Origin of the sequence: Streptomyces sp. NPDC127129 (genome assembly GCF_042671585.1) — a bacterium.
Classification (GTDB): domain Bacteria; phylum Actinomycetota; class Actinomycetes; order Streptomycetales; family Streptomycetaceae; genus Streptomyces.
In genome coordinates, this window is the sequence record NZ_JBHXTV010000009.1 from 136,597 (window position 1) to 155,004 (window position 18,408).

Annotated in this window: 15 protein-coding genes; 6 read left to right on the forward strand and 9 right to left on the reverse strand. The window is 71.5% G+C overall.

Annotation, left to right across the window (positions count from 1 at the left end):
* Nucleotides 1-35: 35 nt before the first annotated feature.
* From ACFVGW_RS18990 to ACFVGW_RS19010, 5 genes are all read right to left on the reverse strand, one after another.
* Nucleotides 36-860, reverse strand: coding sequence for an ABC transporter permease (locus ACFVGW_RS18990; protein ID WP_383222880.1), 825 nt, complete (start codon nt 858-860; stop codon nt 36-38).
* Nucleotides 857-1,846 (reverse strand): ATP-binding cassette domain-containing protein, encoded by a 990-nt coding sequence (locus tag ACFVGW_RS18995; protein ID WP_385852788.1) that lies wholly within the window; start codon nt 1,844-1,846, stop codon nt 857-859. The genes ACFVGW_RS18990 and ACFVGW_RS18995 overlap by 4 nt, the downstream gene beginning before the upstream one ends.
* 289 nt (nt 1,847-2,135) lie before the next feature.
* On the reverse strand, nt 2,136-4,409 hold the full coding sequence (locus tag ACFVGW_RS19000; protein ID WP_385852789.1) for an MMPL family transporter: 2,274 nt from the start codon (nt 4,407-4,409) through the stop codon (nt 2,136-2,138).
* Between the two features lie 425 nt (nt 4,410-4,834).
* Nucleotides 4,835-5,671 (reverse strand): DUF4097 domain-containing protein, encoded by an 837-nt coding sequence (locus tag ACFVGW_RS19005; protein ID WP_385852790.1) that lies wholly within the window; start codon nt 5,669-5,671, stop codon nt 4,835-4,837.
* Nucleotides 5,672-5,821: 150 nt separating this feature from the next.
* Nucleotides 5,822-6,358, reverse strand: a complete 537-nt coding sequence (locus ACFVGW_RS19010; RefSeq protein WP_385852791.1) for a hypothetical protein — start codon at nt 6,356-6,358, stop codon at nt 5,822-5,824.
* Nucleotides 6,359-6,743: 385 nt separating this feature from the next.
* On the opposite strand from ACFVGW_RS19010, the gene ACFVGW_RS19015 reads away from it, so the two are divergent.
* The gene (locus ACFVGW_RS19015; RefSeq protein WP_385852792.1) at nt 6,744-8,549 is read left to right on the forward strand and encodes a class I adenylate-forming enzyme family protein; all 1,806 of its coding nucleotides are present in this window, start codon (nt 6,744-6,746) and stop codon (nt 8,547-8,549) included.
* On the opposite strand, the gene ACFVGW_RS19020 is transcribed toward ACFVGW_RS19015, so the two are convergent.
* A complete protein-coding gene (locus ACFVGW_RS19020; protein ID WP_385852793.1) occupies nt 8,536-9,825 on the reverse strand; it encodes a M6 family metalloprotease domain-containing protein in 1,290 nt (429 codons plus the stop codon). The two genes, ACFVGW_RS19015 and ACFVGW_RS19020, sit on opposite strands and share 14 nt — an antisense overlap.
* Nucleotides 9,826-10,066: 241 nt before the next feature.
* On the opposite strand from ACFVGW_RS19020, the gene ACFVGW_RS19025 reads away from it, so the two are divergent.
* Together ACFVGW_RS19025 and ACFVGW_RS19030 are read left to right on the forward strand one after the other, a co-directional pair.
* Nucleotides 10,067-10,762, forward strand: a complete 696-nt coding sequence (locus ACFVGW_RS19025; protein ID WP_352187160.1) for a TetR/AcrR family transcriptional regulator — start codon at nt 10,067-10,069, stop codon at nt 10,760-10,762.
* Nucleotides 10,763-10,839: 77 nt separating this feature from the next.
* Entirely contained in the window at nt 10,840-12,357 is a 1,518-nt protein-coding gene (locus tag ACFVGW_RS19030) for an MFS transporter (RefSeq protein ID WP_352187161.1), read from the forward strand.
* Nucleotides 12,358-12,417: 60 nt separating this feature from the next.
* Here the strand turns inward: ACFVGW_RS19030 and ACFVGW_RS19035 are convergent, their stop codons facing one another.
* Nucleotides 12,418-12,963 (reverse strand): MarR family winged helix-turn-helix transcriptional regulator, encoded by a 546-nt coding sequence (locus tag ACFVGW_RS19035; RefSeq protein WP_385852794.1) that lies wholly within the window; start codon nt 12,961-12,963, stop codon nt 12,418-12,420.
* A gap of 122 nt (nt 12,964-13,085) precedes the next feature.
* Here ACFVGW_RS19035 and ACFVGW_RS19040 point away from each other — a divergent pair, with 122 nt between their 5' ends.
* Nucleotides 13,086-13,874 (forward strand): dioxygenase, encoded by a 789-nt coding sequence (locus ACFVGW_RS19040; RefSeq protein WP_385852795.1) that lies wholly within the window; start codon nt 13,086-13,088, stop codon nt 13,872-13,874.
* A 60-nt stretch (nt 13,875-13,934) separates the two neighbouring features.
* Here the strand turns inward: ACFVGW_RS19040 and ACFVGW_RS19045 are convergent, their stop codons facing one another.
* Entirely contained in the window at nt 13,935-14,474 is a 540-nt protein-coding gene (locus ACFVGW_RS19045; RefSeq protein WP_385852796.1) for a GNAT family N-acetyltransferase, read from the reverse strand.
* Between the two features lie 148 nt (nt 14,475-14,622).
* Here ACFVGW_RS19045 and ACFVGW_RS19050 point away from each other — a divergent pair, with 148 nt between their 5' ends.
* Entirely contained in the window at nt 14,623-15,654 is a 1,032-nt protein-coding gene (locus tag ACFVGW_RS19050) for an RNA polymerase sigma factor RpoD/SigA (protein ID WP_385852797.1), read from the forward strand.
* Nucleotides 15,655-15,795: 141 nt separating this feature from the next.
* Here the strand turns inward: ACFVGW_RS19050 and ACFVGW_RS19055 are convergent, their stop codons facing one another.
* The gene (locus tag ACFVGW_RS19055) at nt 15,796-16,791 is read right to left on the reverse strand and encodes a helix-turn-helix transcriptional regulator (protein WP_385852798.1); all 996 of its coding nucleotides are present in this window, start codon (nt 16,789-16,791) and stop codon (nt 15,796-15,798) included.
* 62 nt (nt 16,792-16,853) lie between these two features.
* Here ACFVGW_RS19055 and ACFVGW_RS19060 point away from each other — a divergent pair, with 62 nt between their 5' ends.
* Nucleotides 16,854-18,395 carry an MFS transporter gene (locus ACFVGW_RS19060; RefSeq protein WP_385852799.1) on the forward strand — a complete coding sequence of 514 codons (1,542 nt, stop codon included), beginning with the start codon at nt 16,854-16,856 and terminating at the stop codon, nt 18,393-18,395.
* The last annotated feature ends 13 nt before the right edge of the window (nt 18,396-18,408 follow it).

The window sequence follows — 18,408 nt, forward strand, 5'->3', positions numbered from 1 at the left end:
CGGACCGGGGTGGTGATTCGCTGGGGCCCTTCGGGTCAGCGGGTGACCTCGCGGTTGAAGACCGCGCGGGACCAGAGGTAGCCGGTCAGGGCGAGGGCCGCGCACCAGGCCAGGGCGATCCAGCCGTCGTTGCCGATCGGCGTGCCGAGGAGCAGGCCGCGCAGGGTCTCGTTGATCGGGGTGAAGGGCTGGTACTCGGCGAACCAGCGCAGCACCGTCGGCATCGAGTCCGGGGTGACGACCGCGCTGCCGAGGAAGGGCAGGAAGGTCAGCGGCAGCGGGCCGTTGCTCGCGGCCTCGACCGTCTTGGCGCCCATGCCCATCGCCGCGGACAGCCAGGCCATGCCGAAGGCCAGGAAGACGAGCAGACCCAGGGCGGCCAGCCACTCGATCAGCGAGGCGTTCGGGCGGAAGCCGATGGCGAGGGACACGCCCGTGACGAGCACCAGGACCGCCGTGACCTGGAGGACGCTGCCGAGGACATGGCCCGTGAGGATGGAGCCGCGGGAGATCGACATCGTGCGGAAGCGGTTGACGATGCCCTCCGTCATGTCGGTGCAGACGGACACGGCCGTCGCGACGGCCCCCGAGGTCGCCGCCATCAGGATGATGCCGGGCACCAGGTAGTTGATGTAGTCGCCGCGGTCCTCGCCCGCCCCGATGCCCATGCCGAGCGCGCCTCCGAAGACGTACACGAAGAGCAGCAGCATCAGCAGCGGCATCACGAGGATCGAGATCGTCATCGACGGGTAGCGCTGCATGTGCTTGATGTTGCGGCGCAGCATCGTCATGGAGTCGCGCAGGGCGTACGAGCGGGCGGGCTTGGCGGGCTTGGCCGGGGTGAGGGTGGCGGTGCTCATCGGGCCGACTCCTTCTGGGTGGTGGTGGCGTTCTGCTTGCCCGTGAGGGTGAGGAAGACGTCGTCGAGGTCGGGGGTGTGCACGGTGAGCGACTCGGCCCGCAGCCCGGTGTTGTCGAGCGTGTCGAGGATGGCGCGGAGGTTGGTGACCGAGCCGTCGCTGGGGATCTGCAGGGTGAGCGACTCGTTGTCGCGGGTGGCGATGCCGAAGATCGCGGCCGCCGAGGAGAGCTCGTCCTCGTCGGCGAACTGGAGGCGGACATGGCCGCCGGGGATCAGCCGCTTCAGCTCCTCCGCGGTGCCCTCGGCGACGAGCTTGCCGTGGTCGAGGACCGCGATGCGGTCGGCGAGGTGGTCGGCCTCCTCCAGGTACTGCGTGGTGAGGAAGATCGTCACGCCCTGATCCGTGACCAGGTCCCGGATCAGCTCCCACATCACGCGGCGGCTGCGGGGGTCGAGGCCCGTGGTCGGCTCGTCGAGGAAGATGATCCGCGGCCGGCCGACCAGCGTCATCGCCAGGTCGAGCTTGCGGCGCATGCCGCCCGAGAAGGTGGCGACGTTCTTGCGCGCCGCCTCGGTCAGCTCGAACCGCTCCAGGAGCTCGGCGGTGCGGCGCCGGCCCTCGCCGCGGCTCAGGTGGTGCAGGTCGGCCATGAGGAGCAGGTTCTCCTCGGCGGTGAGCAGCCCGTCGACGGCGGCGAACTGTCCCGTGACGCCGATCAGTCCGCGTACCGAGCGGGCGTCGGCGGCCACGTCGTGGCCCGCGATCCGTGCCTGGCCGCCGTCGGCCGTGATCAGCGTGGAGAGGATCTCCACGGTGGTGGTCTTGCCCGCCCCGTTGGGGCCGAGCAGGGCGAAGATCGTGCCCTCGGGGATCTGCAGGTCGATGCCGTCGAGCACCACCTTGTCGCCGTACGACTTGCGCAGGCCGATCGCGGAGATCGCCGCGGTGCGCGTGCTGGTGGCCGCTGGGGTCGCGGTGTTCATGTGAGCGGGCCTCTCTCTTCCGGGGTTCCAGGGGTGGTGCTGCGGGGCGGTGGTGCCGGCTCTGTTCGCCGGCCTGGCGCCGTGTGGCGCCACTTCTGTGCCGTGCTTGCGCCATCATGGTGACACATTCATGGCGCCATGTCGAGCCATCATGGCGCCATCCATGGTGGTGGGTTGGCGTCATGGCCCTGAGCTGGGGTTTTGGGTTCGGAGGAGGGAAGGGAAAAGGCGCCCCCGCCCCGGCCTGAGCCGGTGCGGGGGCGCCTCGCGAGGGGGCTGGGACGTCCGTTCAGCCGACCAGGGTGCGCTCCCGGCCGCCGTCCGTGTGCGTGTGTGGCGCCGCTTCCGCCCGGCCGAGCTTCTCGCCCTCGACGTCCACCCGGGGCAGGATCCGGTCCAGCCACTTCGGCAGCCACCACGCGGACCTGCCGAGCAGGGCGAAGAGCGCGGGCACGATCGCCATACGGACGACGAAGGCGTCGAAGAGCACGGCGATCGCGAGGGCGAACCCGATCATCTTGACGAAGTCGTTGTCCTCGACGATGAACCCCGAGAAGACGCTCATCATGATGACCGCGGCCGCGGCGACCACCCGGCCCCCGTAGCGGAAGCCGTCGACGACGGCCTCACCCGGGCGCGCTCCGTGGACGTACGACTCACGCATCCGGCTGACCAGGAAGACCTCGTAGTCCATCGCCAGGCCGAAGACCACACCGATCATGAAGATCGGCATCGTGCTCATGATCGGGCCCGGTGCGTCGATGCCGAAGACGTCCGCGAGCCAGCCCCACTGGAAGACCGCCACGACGGCGCCGAGAGCCGCGGTCACCGACAGCAGGAAGCCGAGGGCCGCCTTGAGCGGGACCAGGACGGAGCGGAAGACCACCATCAGAAGCAGGAAGGCGAGGCCGACGACCAGACCCAGGTACGGCAGCAGTGCGTCGTCCAGCGTCTGCGAGAAGTCGATGAACATGGCCGTCTGACCGGTGACGAGGATCCGGGACGCCGTGCTCTTCTCCAAGCCCCCCGCGACGTCGCGGAGTTCGCGTACCAGCTCCTCGGTCTTCTTCTCCGTCGGTCCCGTCTCCGGGATGACGTTGAGAATCGCGGTGTTGCCCGCCTTGTTGGCCGTGGCCGGCGAGACCGAGGCCACGCCGTCCGTCTTCAGCAGTGCCTTGCCGATCTCGTCGCCGACGGCCTTGGCGTCCTTGGCGTCCTTCGTCTGTACCGTCACCAGCAGCGGGCCGTTGAAGCCGGGACCGAAGGACTCCGAGAGCAGGTCGTACGCCTTGCGCTGCGTGGTCTCCGTCGACATCTGACCCTCGCCGGGCAGGCCGAGCTCCAGGCTCGCGGCCGGTACGGCGATCGTGCCCAGGCCCACGACGCCGACGAGCAGCACGGCGACCGGGTGGCGCAGGACGTAACTCGCCCAGCGGGAACCCAGGTTGGGCTTGGTCTTCCGCGCCAGCTTCGCCGCGTGCTTGGCGGCCCTGCGCTGCTTGCGGTCCGACAGCGGCTTGACCGCGTACGCCAGACGTCCCTTACGGGCCATCACCTTGACCGGCGCGAAGCCGAGAAGCGCGGGCACGAGCGTGATGGCGACGAGTACGGCGACCGCGACGGTACCGGCCGCGGCGAGGCCCATCTTGGTCAGCATCGGGATGTTCACCACGGCGAGCCCGGCGAGGGCGACGACGACCGTGAGGCCCGCGAAGACGACGGCCGATCCCGCGGTGCCGACGGCCCGCCCCGCCGCCTCCTCCGGAGTGCGCCCCTCGGCCCGCTCGGCGCGGAACCGGGACACGATGAACAGCGCGTAGTCGATGCCGACCGCGAGGCCGATCATCATCGCGAGCGTCGACGTCGTACCGGACAGGCCCAGCGTCGAACCGAGCGCCGTGATCCCCGAGATGCCGATGCCGACGCCGATCAGCGCGGTGATGAGCGGCATTCCGGCCGCGATCACCGAGCCGAAGGTCAGGACGAGGACGATCGCGGAGACCAGGATGCCGATCTGCTCGCCGGTGCCGCCCATCGCCTGCTCGATCCTCACGGCGTCACCGCCGGCCTCGACGGTGAGCCCCGCCCGACGGGCCTCCTCCGTCGCCGCGTCCAGGGCGTCGTGCGCCTTGTCGTCGACCTCCATCGCGGGGACCTTGTACGTCACCACCAGGTAGGCGGTCGTCCCGTCCTCGCTGATCGTGACATCGGGGTACGCGTACGGGTCGGCGACGCCCGCCACCTGCGGGGACGACGCCCCCAGCCGGGCCACGAGGCGCTCCACCCGGGCCCGCTGCGCGGGCTCGGTGACCTTCGAGCCCTCGGGGGCGCGGACGACGACCCGGGCGCCGGCGCCGTCGGCGCTCGCGTCCGGGAACTTCTCGGTCAGCAGGTCGAAGGCCTCCTGCGACTCGGTGCCCGGCATGGAGAACGTGTCGGCGGGCGGCGCCGGCGCGGTCGAGGCCGCGTAGCCCATGCCGCCGAAGATCAGCAGCCAGAGCAGCACCATCACCCCCCGGCGGCGGAAGGCGAGGCGGCCCAGTCTGGAAAGGAACGTAGCCACGGTGGGCTCCCGTCTGGTCGGTGAGGCGGGGTCAGGTGAGGTGAGGAGGGCCCGTCGTCCGGCGGCGGGCAGCGCAAGATGGCGCCTTGACGGCGCAGGGGTGGTGGCGCGGTGGTGCACGAACAGTGCGAGGTGCGGAGGCGAGGTGCGGCGGGCCAGGCCACGGCGCTGAGCGCGGGCCGGGCGGGGGCCGAGGAGGAGCGATGCCCTCAGGAAGGGGGCAGGCAGGGGGATGGGGCGACAGCGGTACGTCGCGGCATCGCGGGGCCCGGCGGTGGGGCCATGGGGGGGCCGGTGGGTGTTACGCAAGCCCCTCAGGGGGCACAGCCGGATTCGCTCCGGGGCGGGCCGAAGGGTGGCGGGCCGAAGGGCGGCCGGCCGTCAAGCCGCCCTTCGTAAGGCGTCCACCCAGGCGGTACCGGCTCTCAGGCGCGGCGGATGACGATGTCGCCGACGCTCGTGCGGCCCCGGACCTCGACCGTCTCGTCGGACTGGCCGGGGCCCTCGGCCGCGCCCAGCTCGTTGCGCACCCGGCCCGCCTTGGACCGTACGTCGAGCCAGGCGGCCGTGCCCTCGGCGATGCCGACCTCCAGACCGCCCGCGGCGGAGTCCAGGGTGATCTGCCCGCGCACCACCTCGTCGAGGCGGATCGCGCCGCTCGCCGTCTTGGCGGTGACGGAGGACTCGGCGCGTGCGACGCCGATGGGGCCGTTGGACGAGTTCACGCGCAGCTCGCCGCTGATCTCGCCGATCGCGGTCTCGCCGTTGAGGTTCTTGATGGTCGCCGAGCCGTCGATCCGGCCGACCCGTACCCGGCCCGAGCCCTGGATCTCGGCCTCGCCCGTCGTGCGGTCGACCAGGATGTCGCCGTGCGAGGTCTTCAGCCGTACGGCCGCGGCCTCCTCCAGCTGGATGTCCCCCGCGGCGGTCGTCAGGCGGCAGTTCCCCAACCGTCCCTCGCCGATCAGCTCGCCGAGACCCGTGGTGCCGATCAGCTCCGAGCCCGCGGGCAGTTCGACGGTGACGTCGACGGCCCCGACCTTGCCGAAGAGCGAGCGCTTCTTGGGGCCCTTGACCAGAAGCTTTCCGCCCGCGCAGGTCACCTTGGTCTCGGCGGCGGCCTGGACGTCCAGCTTGTCTCCGGGGTCGCTCGGCATCACCTCGACGACGGTGTCGGTGCGCTTGCCCGCGACGATCCGGGCCCGCCCGATCTCGATCTCGACGGTGGCGGAGAGGGGTTCGGGGGTTTCGAACGTGGGCATGGCTGAGCCGTCCTTTGGCTGGGTGGAGGTGAGCGCTGGGCGAGGTCTCTCGGTGGGGCGGTGCTGCGGTGCCTCAGCGGCGCGGTGGCGCGGGGTGCAGTGGCGCGGTGGCGCCGTGGCGCGAGGTGGTTCCCGGACGTCCGGGTGTGGCTAGCGGACCCAGCCGGTGAAGCCCTGTCCGACGGCCGGGCCCAGGCCCGTCGTGCCGGTACGGGTCCGGCCGGCCGCACCTCCGGGTTCGAGGGCGGCGGTCACGGCCCGGACGAGCCAGGCGTTGACCGAGAGTCCCTCGCGGCTCGCCGCCTCCTCGACCCGGAGCTTGAGCTGGGCCGGCGGTCGGAAGTTGATGCGCGAGGGGGCGCCCTCCTCGGCCTCCGCGGGGAGCGGCGGCGGGGGCGGCGGCGCCGGCAGCGAGGCCTCGGGCTCCTCGAAGACGTCGGCGGTGGGCGGCGGCGTCACCACGAACTCGGGGTTGAGCCCGCGCAGTCGCAGGTCGACCGAGCCGGGCGCCAGGTCACGGGTGACCTCGTCCATCGCGTCCGACAGGGCGTTGAGGAGCGTCAGGCGGGCGGCCGACTCGAGCTGACCGGTGAGGCGGTCGGCCAGGGCGCGCGCTTCGTCGCCTCCGGCCTCGGCGGCCACGCCGAGCTCATGGCGGAGATTGTCTACGTAGGGCGTGAGGTCCATGACGCAATAGTGGCACCATCGTGGCGCCATTGCAAGTCTCGTGGCGCCATGATGCGCCACGAGGTGCCATGAGGCGCCACGGTGCGCCACGAGGTGCCAGGGCATCGCCGAGTGGCGCCATGGGCGGAGCGGTCGTTCCGGACCCGGTGCCGAGCCCGGTGCCGAGCTCCGCGCCGAGCTCCGCGCCGAGCTCCGCGCCGAGCTCCGCGCCGGGCCCGTGCCGGGCCCCGCCCTGAGCCCCGCGCCGGGCTGCGGCTCCGGGCCCGTGCCGAGCCCCGCCGTGAGCCCCGTGCCGGGCTGCGGCTCCGGGCCCCGTGCCGGGCCGGTGGTGGCGGTGTGCGGCGGCGGTTGACGAGGTGGGAGGGTGTGCATAGCGTCCGAGCGGGTGAGCAGGCGCTCAGGGAAGGTGGTCGTCGTGGGTGGTGCCGTCGATCGGCTGGTCGAGCCCGGGGCGCTCTTCGCCGTCGAGGACGGGGTGTACGTCGAGGGCCCCCGCACGCTGCGCGAGTTCGTCGAGGCCACCTGGGCCTACGGGGACCGGCCCTTCCTCGTCTCCGAGGACGGGGTGCTGAGCTACCGGGAGTTCTTCGACGCCGCCTGCGGTCTCGCCCGGAGCCTCGTCGACCAGTACGGGCTGCGGCCGGGGGACCGCGCTGCCGTCGCCATGCGGAACCATCCCGAGTGGCAGATCGCCTTCTGGGCCGCCCAGCTCGCCGGCCTCGTCGCCGTACCCCTCAACGCCTGGTGGACCGAGGACGAACTCGCGTACGCCCTCGACGACTGCAGGCCCCGCATCCTCCTCGTCGACGGGGAGCGGGAGGAGCGCGTACGGGCGTGGGCGCGGGAGCACCACGTGCCCGGCATCGTCTTCCACGGCGCAGCCCCCGCGAGCCCCCACGGCGTTCAGGGCCCCGACCCGCTCACCCGCGCCGGCGGCGGCGCCGGATTCCAGGCGTACGTGCGCGACACCGACTCCCTCCTCGGGCCGCCGCCCGTCGACGTCCTGCCGGAGCACGACGCGACGATCATCTACACCTCCGGCACCACCGGCCGCCCCAAGGGCGCCGTCGCCACCCACCTCGCGCAGGCCGGGGCCGCGATGAATCCGCGGTACTACGCCGCCGCCTCCGCCCTCGGCCGCGGCACGCTGCCCGGGCAGGGCCCGGCGCCCGTGTCGCTCACCACGTTCCCGTTCTTCCACGTAGCCGCCTTCACGTCCTTCTACTCCGTCATGGCCGCCGGCGGGACCCTCGTCCTCATGCGGAGGTGGGACGCCGACAAGGCGCTGGAGCTGATCCGGCGCCACCGCGTCACCCACTACGCCGGTGTCCCGACCACCGCCCTCCAGCTGCTCGACCGCGCCGAGGAGACCGGCGATCCGCTGGAGAGCCTCGTCATGTTCAACACCGGAGGCGCCGCCGCCCCGCCCGAGATCGTCGCGCGCCTCACCGCCGCGTACGGGGAGCGCGTCGAGCCCCGCAACGGCTACGGGCTCACGGAGACCTGCGGCGGCGTGTTCGCCAACTTCGGTGCCGAGTACCGCGCCCATCCGCACAGTGTCGGCCGCCCCACGCCCGCCACCGAGGTCCGTGTCGACCGGCCCGACGCGGCCGGTGTGGGGGAGCTGTGGCTGCGGGGGCAGTCCCTCGTCCGCGGGTACTGGGGCGACGAGGCCGCCACCCGGGAGGCCTTCACCGAGGACGGGTGGTTCCGCACCGGCGACCTCGCCCACCTGCGCGACGGCCGCGTCACCATCGTCGACCGGCTCAAGGACATGGTGATCCGGGGCGGCGAGAACGTGTACTGCGTCGAGGTCGAGGCCGTCCTCCACGCGCACCCCGAGGTCCTCGACGCCGCCGTCCTCGGCGTACCGCACCCCGCCCTGGGGGAGGAGGTCGCCGCGGTCGTACGGCTCAAGGAGCCGGCGGCCGTCACCGCCGAGGAGCTGCGGGCGCACGTCGGCGCGCGCCTCGCCGCGTTCAAGGTGCCCGCCCACATCGTCGTACGGGGCGAGGAGCTGCCCCGCAACGCCACCGGGAAGGTGCTGAAGCGGCAGCTGCGGGAGGAGCTCGCGCAAGCGCCGGCGGAAGCGCTCCCGGAAGGGCCGGCGGAGGCGTCGGCCGAACAGCTCCGGCCCCGGGGGCAGGCCCCGGACGGCATCCGGGTCGAAGGCGACCTCAGGAGCGTGTGATCCGGACGCGGTATCCGCCCTTCCCGTCCTCGTCCACCACCGTGATGCCGATGCCGTTCGTCCGGTCCGTGAAGGTCTCGCCCGGGCGGTACGGAGCGTCCGACAGCTCCGCGTGGACGTTCGGGCGGCGCGTGCAGCCGCCGCTGTCCTTGTCGCTGTCCGCCACGGTCACCGGACCGTTCCCGGTGTCGACGTCCGACTCGACCCGGTAGATCAGGACGCCCGGCTCGCAGACGGCCTCGTCGTTGCCCTCGCGGGTGCGGACCTCGACCGCGTACCCGGACGTGTCCGAGAGCGGCACGAAGGCCAGCTTCCGGCCGCCCGTCGTCGCCAGCGGGGTCAGGACGTACTCGGTGGTGCCCTGCCGGGACGAGCAGCCGATCTGGTGGTTGTCCAGCCAGCCCAGCTTCCACTTGTGCCAGCCGAGCAGGTCGTTGTTGGCCCCCCAGTCCTCGGACATGATGTCCCAGTGCCCGACCGTGCCCCCGCCGTCGACGGTGTAGAGGTCGGGCAGGCCGAAGACATGGCCGTTCTCGTGCGGCAGGACGCGGAATCCGGTCTCGGCGTACGTTCCCGAGCCGTCGTCCTGGCGGCTGTAGACGAAGGACGTGTTCGAGAGGGGGACGCCGTCCGCGTACGGCGCCTCGTCGTTCCCGGAGAAGGTCACGGACAGGACGGTGTCCAGGGCCGAGGGCCCGGCGTTCGGGGTGACCAGGATGTTGACCAGGTCGTACGCGCTGAAGTCCACCTTCGGGTCGGCGGCCTTCACGATGTCCTCGACGAGGCCGCGGTACCCCGGTTCGTACGGTGAGCCGCGCTCTATCCCGTACGAGGCGAAGGGCTGCGGCATGCGCAGCCAGTCGGGTATCGGGGCCTCGGGGTGGTAGTGCAGGCGCCCGTACGAGCTGGTGCTGAACCATTCCGCCGTCTGCGGGAAGAACTCGTCGTAGCGGCTGAGCGCTGTGCCCTCCCCGGGCGCGTCGGGGAAGTCGACCATCAGGTTGAGGGCTCTGATCCGGCCCGTGGAGCGGGCGTACCCCGGGGCGGTGGGTATCCCCTCCGACATCTGCACACCCATCGTCGTCGTGATCCGGCACGGCCCGAGCGCCGCCGCGGCGTCCGCGCCGTCCGCCGGGGGCGCGGACGCCACCGGGCCGGCCGAGGCGGGGGCCGGGCCGGGGAGCGTGGAGCTGGCCGAGGCGAGCGCGGCGAGTGCGACGGCGGCCGTCGCGGCGAGAGCGACGGGTCTGCGTATGTGCCGGCGGGTCTGCTGCATCGGTCGCCTCTCCTGATCAGAGCTGCTGTTCGATCAGCCTGTGTCGGGAGGCGCGGAGGCGCGCGCCGGGTTGGCCCGATCGTGGGTATTCCACGGAACGGTGGAGGTGTGACCCAGATCACATTCAGGGTGGGAAATAACCGGGGACTCCCTCCCCGTTTAAGCCTGTGTTCGAGGAAGTGGGGACTCGGTCCCCGTATCGGAATCCGAGTCGTCCGGATCATCAGAAGGAGGCAGTGGCGTGACCACCGAAACCGGCACCGCGCCCGCCCGTCGCGCACCCCGCCCGCGGGCCGACGCCCTGCGCAACCGCGAGCGGATCGTCACGGCGGCCCGGGAGATGTTCGTCGAGTTCGGCCCGCAGGTGCCGCTCGACGAGATCGCGCGCCGCGCCGGGGTCGGCAACGCCACGCTCTACCGCAACTTCCCCGAGCGCAACGACCTCATCCACGAGGTCGTCGTCTCCGTCACGTCCCGCACCACGGACCTGGCGGAGGAGGCGGCCGCGGCCGTGGACGCGGGGGAGGCCGACGCCTTCGACGCGCTCCGCCGCTTCACCCACGGCGCCGCCGACGAGCGGATCGGCGCCCTGTGCCCGATGCTCGACGGCACCTTCGACGCGAACCACCCCGAACTGCACGCCGAACGCACTCGGTTGGAGACGGCCGTACAGGGCCTCGTCGACCGTGCGCACCGGGCCGGCAGGCTCCGCACCGATGTCGGTGTCGGGGATCTGATGGTGGCCGTGTCCCAGCTGACCCGCCCGCTCCCGGGCACCGCCTGTCTGAACATGGACCGCTTCGTCCACCGTCATCTGCAGCTGTTCCTGGACGGCCTCGAAGCGCCCGCGCGCTCCGTGCTGCCCGGCTCGGCCGCCACTCTGGAGGATCTGCGGGGCGACTTCTGCGAAAGCGCCCCCGAGCCGACCGTCCCGTAACCCGGTCACGTCACTCTTCTCGACCCACGTTCCTTACGTCCAGTTTTTCCTTTACGCACCAAGAGGTGGCTCCCCCCATGTCCGAAACGGATCCCAGGCGCTGGAAAGCCCTGGTCTTCATCGCCCTCGCCCAGCTGATGGTCGTGCTCGACGCGACGATCGTGAACATCGCGCTGCCCTCCGCCCAGCAGGACCTGGGGATCTCGGACGGCAACCGGCAGTGGGTCATCACGGCCTATGCCCTCGCCTTCGGCGGTCTGCTGCTCTTCGGCGGCCGCATCGCCGACCTGTGGGGCCGTAAGCGCACCTTCGTCGTCGGTCTGATCGGATTCGCCGCCGCGTCCGCCCTCGGCGGGGCCGCGACCGGCGAGGCGATGATGCTCGGTGCCCGCGCGCTCCAGGGCGCGTTCGGCGCGCTGCTCGCGCCCGCCGCGCTCTCCCTGCTCGCGGTGATGTTCACCGACGCCAAGGAGCGCGCCAAGGCCTTCGGCATCTACGGTGCGATCGCCGGTGGCGGTGGCGCCGTCGGTCTGATCCTCGGCGGCTTCCTCACCGAGTACCTGGACTGGCGCTGGACCTTCTTCGTCAACATCCCGTTCGCGATCGTCGCCGCCGCCGGCGCCTACTTCGTGATCCGTGAGCCGGCCGGTGGCCGCAACCGCTCGCCGCTCGACATCCCCGGCGTCGTCCTCTCCACCCTCGGTCTGGTCGCGCTCGTCTACGGCTTCACCCGCGCCGAGTCCGCGGGCTGGTCCGACGCCACGACGATCGGCATGTTCGTCGGCTCCGCCGTGCTCCTCGCCGCGTTCGTCCTGACCGAGGCGAAGGTCAAGTCGCCGCTGCTGCCGCTGCGCGTCCTGACCGAGCGCAACCGCGGCGGTGTGTACCTCTCGCTGGGCCTGGCCGTCATCGCGATGTTCGGCCTGTTCCTCTTCCTGACGTACTACCTCCAGGTCGTGAAGGGGTACTCGCCGGTCAAGACGGGCTTCGCGTTCCTCCCGATGATCGCGGGCATGATCGTCGGCTCGACCCAGATCGGTACGCGGCTGATGACGCGGGTTCCCCCGCGCTGGCTGATGGGTCCGGGCTTCCTGACCGCCGCCGTCGGCATGCTGCTGCTGACGCAGCTGGAGATCGGCACCTCGTACGCCGGCCTGATCCTCCCCGCGCAGCTGCTGCTCGGCCTCGGCATGGGTACGGCGTTCATGCCGGCCATGTCGCTCGCCACGCACGGCGTCGACCCGCGGGACGCCGGTGTGGCCTCCGCGATGGTCAACACCTCGCAGCAGGTCGGCGGCGCCATCGGCACGGCTCTGCTGAACACGATCGCGGCCTCGGCCACGACCGCGTACATCGCCGACCACGCCGCCGGTGCCACGAGCCAGGGTGCGCAGAAGCTGCTCCAGCTCCAGGGCATGGTCGAGGGCTACGCGGCGGCCATCTGGTGGGCCGTGGGCATCCTGGCCGTCTCGGCCGCGATAGCCGTCGCTCTCATCAACACCGGCAAGCCGGATGTCGGCGTGGTCGCCGGCTCGGGTTCGGGCGAGGGTGAGGGCGCCGAGGACGAGGTCAGGATCCCCGTCATCGCGCACTGACGCTCCGGCCCCGGCCCCGCCCGGGGCCCGCCACCCGGCCGCTTCCTGCCCTGGTTCCGCTCAGCGGAGCCAGGGCAGGTCCGCGTTCGGGTCCGTCGGCTGGAGGCCCTCCGCCATCACCTTCATGATCGCTCCGAGCTGAGCCACCTGCTCCGCGCTGAGCCGGTCGAACATCGCCTGCCGTACGGCGGCGACGTGGCCGGGGGCCGTCCGCCTCAGCACCTCGTACCCCTCGTCCGTGAGGCGCGCGAACTGCCCGCGCTTGTCGGAGGGGCAGTCCTCGCGCACCACCCATCCGCTCTTCTCCAGACGGGCGACGGCGTGGGAGAGCCGGGAGCGCGTGATCTTGGCGTCCTTGGCCAGCTCGGTCATCCGCAGCCGGCGCCGGGGCGCCTGGGAGAGATGGACGAGCAGGCCGTAGTAGATGTGCGGCATGCCGGCGTCGCGCTGCAGCTGGCGGTCGAGGTGGTCCTCGAGGAGGGTGGTGGCGTGGAGGTACGCGCGCCAGACGCGCTGCTCCTCGTCGCTGAGCCAGCGGGGCGCGTCCGTCTGCGCCGCTTCCGCCGTCTGCACTGTGCCGTCGGGTGCCGTGGTCATGCGATCCATCCTACGACTCGTCCTTGAAAGTTGAACTACATCGTCCTACGCTCGGAGTGAGGCAAGCTTGAACCTTCAAGCACCCCTGCCTCGCCCCTCACTCGCACCTCGGATCACGGGAGGCGGTCGTCATGGACGCCACGCTGGAACGGATGCCCGCCCTCTATCTCTCGCACGGCGCCCCGCCGCTCGCCGACGACCCGGTCTGGCCCGGCCAGCTCGCCGCCTGGGCCGCCGGGCTGCCCCGACCCAAGGCGATCCTGATGGTCTCAGCCCACTGGGAGGAGGCCCCGCTGGCCCTCGGTGCCACCGAGACGCTGCCGCTCGTCCACGACTTCTGGGGCTTCCCCGAGCACTACTACCAGGTGCGGTACGCGGCGCCCGGCGCGCCCGAACTCGCCGCGTCCGTCCGCGCGATGCTGCGCGGCCCCGGTACGCCGGTGCAGGACGTCCCCGACAGGGGGCTCGACCACGGCGCGTACGTCCCACTGGTGGAGATGTTCCCGGACGCCGACATTCCCGTACTCCAGATCTCCCTGCCCACCCTCGACCCGCGGAAGCTGATGGACATCGGCCGCCGGCTCGCGCCGCTGCGCGACGAGGGTGTTCTCCTCGTCGGCAGCGGATTCTTCACCCACAACCTGGCCGCACTGCGGCACGTGGGGCCGGGGGTGCCCGGCTGGTCGGCGGAGTTCGACGACTGGGGGCAGCGCGCGCTGGAGGCGCGGGACGTCGACGCGCTCCTGGACTTCGAGCACACGTCCCCGGCGGGCCGCCTGGCCCACCCGCGCACGGAGCACTTCGCGCCGCTCTTCGTCACTCTGGGCGCGGCGGACGCGGCCGGGGACCTGGACGGCGGTCGGAGTGTGATCGACGGCTTCTGGATGGGCCTCGCGAAGCGCTCGGTCCAGTTCGGGTAGGCGGAAGGGGCAGAGCAGGGGTCCGGCGGGTCCGTACGGACCCGCCTCCCTCGACCCGCGTCACGAGGGCCGTACGACTGCTCTCTCGTACCAGGCCACGTCCCAGTAGCGGCCGAACTTCCGGCCGACCTCTCCGTACGTGCCGATGTGGCGGAAGCCGAACCGGGTGTGGAGGCGGACCGAGGGCTCGTTCGGCAGCGCGATCCCCGCGTACGCGCGGTGGACGTCCTCGGTCGCGAGGGCCTCGAAGAGCCGCTCGTAGAGGAGCGTGCCGATGCCGCGGCCGGCTGCGTCGGGGGAGAGGTACACGCTGACCTCGACGGAGGTGGAGTACGCCGGTTTCGGGCGGAACGCGCTACTGGTGGCATATCCGAGAATGCGGCTTTCCGTCCCCTTCCGGTCGTCGTGAGCAACCAGAAGGCGATGCGGGCCGTCTTCAGGGTAGGAGCGGAGCCAGGGAAGCCGCCGCTCCGGAGTGAAGGGTTCGGTGTCGAAGGTGATCGCGGTCTCGCGGACGTAGTGGTTGTACAGCTCCGTGAGCGGCGCCAGGTCACCTTCCGTGCCCGGCCTGACCTGCGCCTCTGTACATCTGGACGGCATGTGGACCCCCTCGGTGGCGGCACAGGGTACTGCATGATCGCGAAAATCGATGCGCCGCGTGGGAATTCTGTCCTGATTCCAGTCGTTGTTTCCGTCGGATGCAGGGCACCCGGAAGGGTGTCGCGACCTACTCAGCAAGGGAGCACGCATGGCAACCCGTGCCGTCGCCCGTCGTCAGTCCTCCGCCACCAGCGGTAGCGGCAAGAGCCGGGCGAGCAGCGTTCGCGTCGTGGGCGGGGAGATCGCCGACCGCGACCTGGTCGGCATGTACCTCGACGAGATCGCACGCACGCCCCTGCTCGACGCCGCCAAGGAGGTCGAGCTCTCCCAGACCATCGAGGCGGGTGTCTACGCCCGGCAGATCCTCGACGGCACAGTGACATCAGCCGCCGCCGAGGGCTCCTCCGAGGCTGGGAAGAAGGCGTCCCGCGAGGAGCTCGAAGCTCTGTACGAGGCGGGCGAGCGTGCCAAGGACCTCTTCATCAAGTCGAACCTCAGGCTGGTCGTCGCCGTCGCGCGACGCTACCCGCGCAGCGGTCTGCCGCTGCTCGACCTGATCCAGGAAGGGAACGCGGGCCTGGTCCGCGCGGTCGAGAAGTTCGACTACGCCAAGGGCTTCAAGTTCTCGACGTACGCCACGTGGTGGATCCGCCAGGCCATCACGCGGTCCATAGCCGACCAGTCGCGCACGATCAGGCTCCCCGTCCACCTGGTGGAGGAGCTCGGACGGATCCGGCGCGTGCAGCGCGAGTTCAACCGGGAGAACGGCCGGGAGCCGGAGCCCGCCGAGGTCGCGGCGGAGCTGGGCTCGACGCCCGAGCGGGTCGTGGACGTCCTGGACTGGGCGCGGGACCCGGTCTCGCTGAACATGTCGGTGGACGACGAGGGCGAGACGCAGTTCGGCGACCTCCTGGAGGACACGTCCGCGGTGTCGCCGGAGCAGTCCGTGCTGACGCTGCTGCGCAGTGAGGAGCTCGACGACCTGATCGACAAGCTCGACCACCGTACGGCGTCGATCATCCGCATGCGGTACGGCATCGAGGACGGCCGTGAACGCACGCTGACCGAGGTCGGCAAGGAACACGGCCTGACGCGTGAGCGGATCCGCCAGATCGAGAAGCACGCGCTCCTGGAACTGAAGAAGATGGCCCGCGACACGGGCTTCGACGCGGTGGCCTAGAGCGGTCCGCCCCCGGGGTGACCGGTGACGCCGCCGCCCCCGCGGGCGGGGTCACCGGGGCCGCCCGGCACGGTGTCGCCCGTGCGGCGGGCCGTCGGCGCGGGGTGCCCCCGAGCCCGGCCCGCCCCTCCGGCCGGGCGTTCACCCCGTCGTTGCCGTCGTTGCCGTCGTGGTCGCCGCCTTCGCCGCTGCCGCCGACAGGCGAGCGCCCAGATCCTTCGCGTACGTCGTCAGCGAGGACGGCGCGTGGATCGTGAACGGGGCGTCCACCAGGGCCAGCCGGATGGCCAGCCATTCCGTGGAGTCCGCGGTGCGCGTGCGCAGCCGGCACGTGGTCGCGCCCGTCGGCGTCGGGGTGAGGTGCGCCGGGAGACGGGCCGCCACGAAGTCGGCGGGGGCGTCGAAGGTGACGTCCAGGTCCAGTTCCGGCTGTGCCCGGGACATCGAGCGCGTCATGTACTCGGCCGCACCGCCCGCCGGCAGCTCCCGCGGGGTGAAGCGCGCCCCCGTCGCGAACGGGTCGGACACCCGGTCGACCCGGAACGTCCGCCAGTCCTCGCGCTCCATGTCGTACGCCACGAGGTACCACCGCCGACCCGTCGACACCAGCCGGTACGGCTCGACCAGGCGGCGCGACTCGGTGCCGTCCCCCGCGCGGTAGCCGAACCGCAGCCGTTCCTGCGCCGTCACCGCGCCCGCGAGGGCCGTCAGCGTCGACGGCGCGACCGTCGCGCCGTCTCCCCGTGTCAGCGGGATCGTCGCGTTCTGCAGCGTGGAGACCCGGTGCCGAAGCCGCGACGGCAGCACCTGCTCCAGCTTGGCCAGCGCGCGGACCGACGCCTCCTCCACGCCCTCGATCGCGTGCCCGGCACCCGCCCGCAGGCCCACCGCGATCGCGACCGCCTCCTCGTCGTCGAGCAGCAGCGGCGGCATGGCCGTACCGGCGACCAGGCGGTACCCGCCCACCGCGCCCTTCGTCGCCTCCACCGGATAGCCGAGCTCCCGCAGCCGGTCGATGTCGCGGCGGATCGTGCGCCCGGAGACCGAGAGCCGCTCGGCGAGTTCGCTGCCCGGCCACTCACGCGGTGTCTGGAGCAGCGAGAGCAGATTCAGGAGTCGTGCCGGAGTGTCCGTCATGTGTTCCAGCATGCGTCGCATCTAGGACATCAGCTGACCTACATGCCCTCTACGTTTCTCCTATGAGTTCACACGACGCCGCCGTGCAGGGTGCCGCGGCCACCGACCGCAGGCGCTGGATAGCCCTCGCCATCGTCATGACCGCCGCCTTCATGGACCTGGTCGACGCCACGATCGTCAACATCGCGATCCCGAGCATCGAGCGGAACCTCGGCGCGTCCTTCGGCGCGATCCAGTGGATCACCGCCGGCTACGCCCTGGCGTTCGCCGCCGGTCTGATCACCGGCGGCCGTCTCGGCGACATCTACGGCCGCAAGCGGCTGTTCCTCCTCGGAACGGCCGGCTTCACCCTCGCCTCCGCGCTCTGCGGCTTCGCCGCGAACCCGGAGATGCTGGTCGCCTCCCGCCTGCTCCAGGGCGCGGCGGCGGCGATGATGGTCCCGCAGGTCCTGTCGATCATCCACGTCACCTTCCCCGCGCACGAGCGCGGCAAGGTCTTCGGCATGTTCGGCGCCATCATCGGCCTCGGCGCGGTCTCCGGCCCGCTCCTCGGCGCGCTGCTCACCCAGTGGAACATCGCGGGCCTCGAATGGCGCCCGATCTTCCTGATCAACCTGCCGGTCGGCATCGCCGGCCTGATCCTGGGCCGGAAGTTCATCACCGAGTCGAAGGCGCCCAAGGCGCTCCGTCTCGACATCGTCGGCGTGCTGCTCGTGACGCTCGCGCTGCTGATGCTGATCTACCCGCTGACGCGCGGCCGTGAGCTGGACTGGCCGCTCTGGGGCCACCTGTGCATGGCCGGCAGCCTCGTCGTCTTCGCCGCCCTCATCGCGTACGAGAAGTACAAGACGAAGAAGGACGGCTCGCCGCTTCTCGAGCTGACGCTCTTCAAGGTGAAGAGCTTCGCGGGCGGTATCGCGGTCCAGTTGACGTTCGGTGTCGTGATGGGCATCTTCTTCCTGGTCTGGACGCTGTACATGCAGGTCGGTCTGGGCTGGAGCCCGCTCAAGGCGGGTCTGACGGGCGTGCCGTTCTCGATCGCCGTCTCGACGGCCGCCGGGCTGTCGGTGCAGAAGCTCGTCCCGCGCTTCGGGCGCAAGGTGCTGCAGACGGGTGCGGTGACGATGGCCGCGGGCATGCTCCTCTACCTGTGGGAGGCCGGGCGGTACGGGACCGGCATCGAGGCCTGGCAGATGATCCCGCCCCTCGTCGTCATGGGCGTGGGCATGGGGCTGATCGTGGCCCCGCTGACGGACGCGGTCCTCTCGGACGTGCCGCGCGAGCACGCGGGTTCGGCCTCGGGCCTCATCAACACGACCGGTCAGATGGGCAACGCGCTCGGACTCGGTCTGGTGTCGGTCGTCTTCTTCGGCGTGATCGACGAGGAGCGGCTGGCGAAGGCCCCGGCGGAGATCGGAGCGGCGTTCACCGACGCGTTCCAGAACGCGCTGGGGTGGGCGGTGGCGGTGCTCGCCGTGATCTTCCTGGTGATGTTCGCGCTGCCGGCGAAGCCGAAGCAGCACATCGAGGGCGCGGACGCGGACGAGGACGGGGGTCCGGAAGCGTCCGTGACCGTCGAGAAGGAGTCGGTGCTCACGCACTGACCCGCCTCGCACG

Excerpts from the sequence above, each read along its gene's own strand:
- ACFVGW_RS18990 (WP_383222880.1), bottom strand. The coding sequence starts at position 860 with ATGAGCACCGCCACCCTCACCCCGGCCAAGCCCGCCAAGCCCGCCCGC.
- ACFVGW_RS18995 (WP_385852788.1), bottom strand. The coding sequence starts at position 1,846 with ATGAACACCGCGACCCCAGCGGCCACCAGCACGCGCACCGCGGCGATC.
- ACFVGW_RS19005 (WP_385852790.1), bottom strand. The coding sequence starts at position 5,671 with ATGCCCACGTTCGAAACCCCCGAACCCCTCTCCGCCACCGTCGAGATC.
- ACFVGW_RS19010 (WP_385852791.1), bottom strand. The coding sequence starts at position 6,358 with ATGGACCTCACGCCCTACGTAGACAATCTCCGCCATGAGCTCGGCGTG.
- ACFVGW_RS19020 (WP_385852793.1), bottom strand. The coding sequence starts at position 9,825 with ATGCAGCAGACCCGCCGGCACATACGCAGACCCGTCGCTCTCGCCGCG.
- ACFVGW_RS19030 (WP_352187161.1), top strand. The coding sequence starts at position 10,840 with ATGTCCGAAACGGATCCCAGGCGCTGGAAAGCCCTGGTCTTCATCGCC.
- ACFVGW_RS19035 (WP_385852794.1), bottom strand. The coding sequence starts at position 12,963 with ATGGATCGCATGACCACGGCACCCGACGGCACAGTGCAGACGGCGGAA.
- ACFVGW_RS19040 (WP_385852795.1), top strand. The coding sequence starts at position 13,086 with ATGGACGCCACGCTGGAACGGATGCCCGCCCTCTATCTCTCGCACGGC.
- ACFVGW_RS19045 (WP_385852796.1), bottom strand. The coding sequence starts at position 14,474 with ATGCCGTCCAGATGTACAGAGGCGCAGGTCAGGCCGGGCACGGAAGGT.
- ACFVGW_RS19050 (WP_385852797.1), top strand. The coding sequence starts at position 14,623 with ATGGCAACCCGTGCCGTCGCCCGTCGTCAGTCCTCCGCCACCAGCGGT.
- ACFVGW_RS19055 (WP_385852798.1), bottom strand. The coding sequence starts at position 16,791 with ATGACGGACACTCCGGCACGACTCCTGAATCTGCTCTCGCTGCTCCAG.
- ACFVGW_RS19060 (WP_385852799.1), top strand. The coding sequence starts at position 16,854 with ATGAGTTCACACGACGCCGCCGTGCAGGGTGCCGCGGCCACCGACCGC.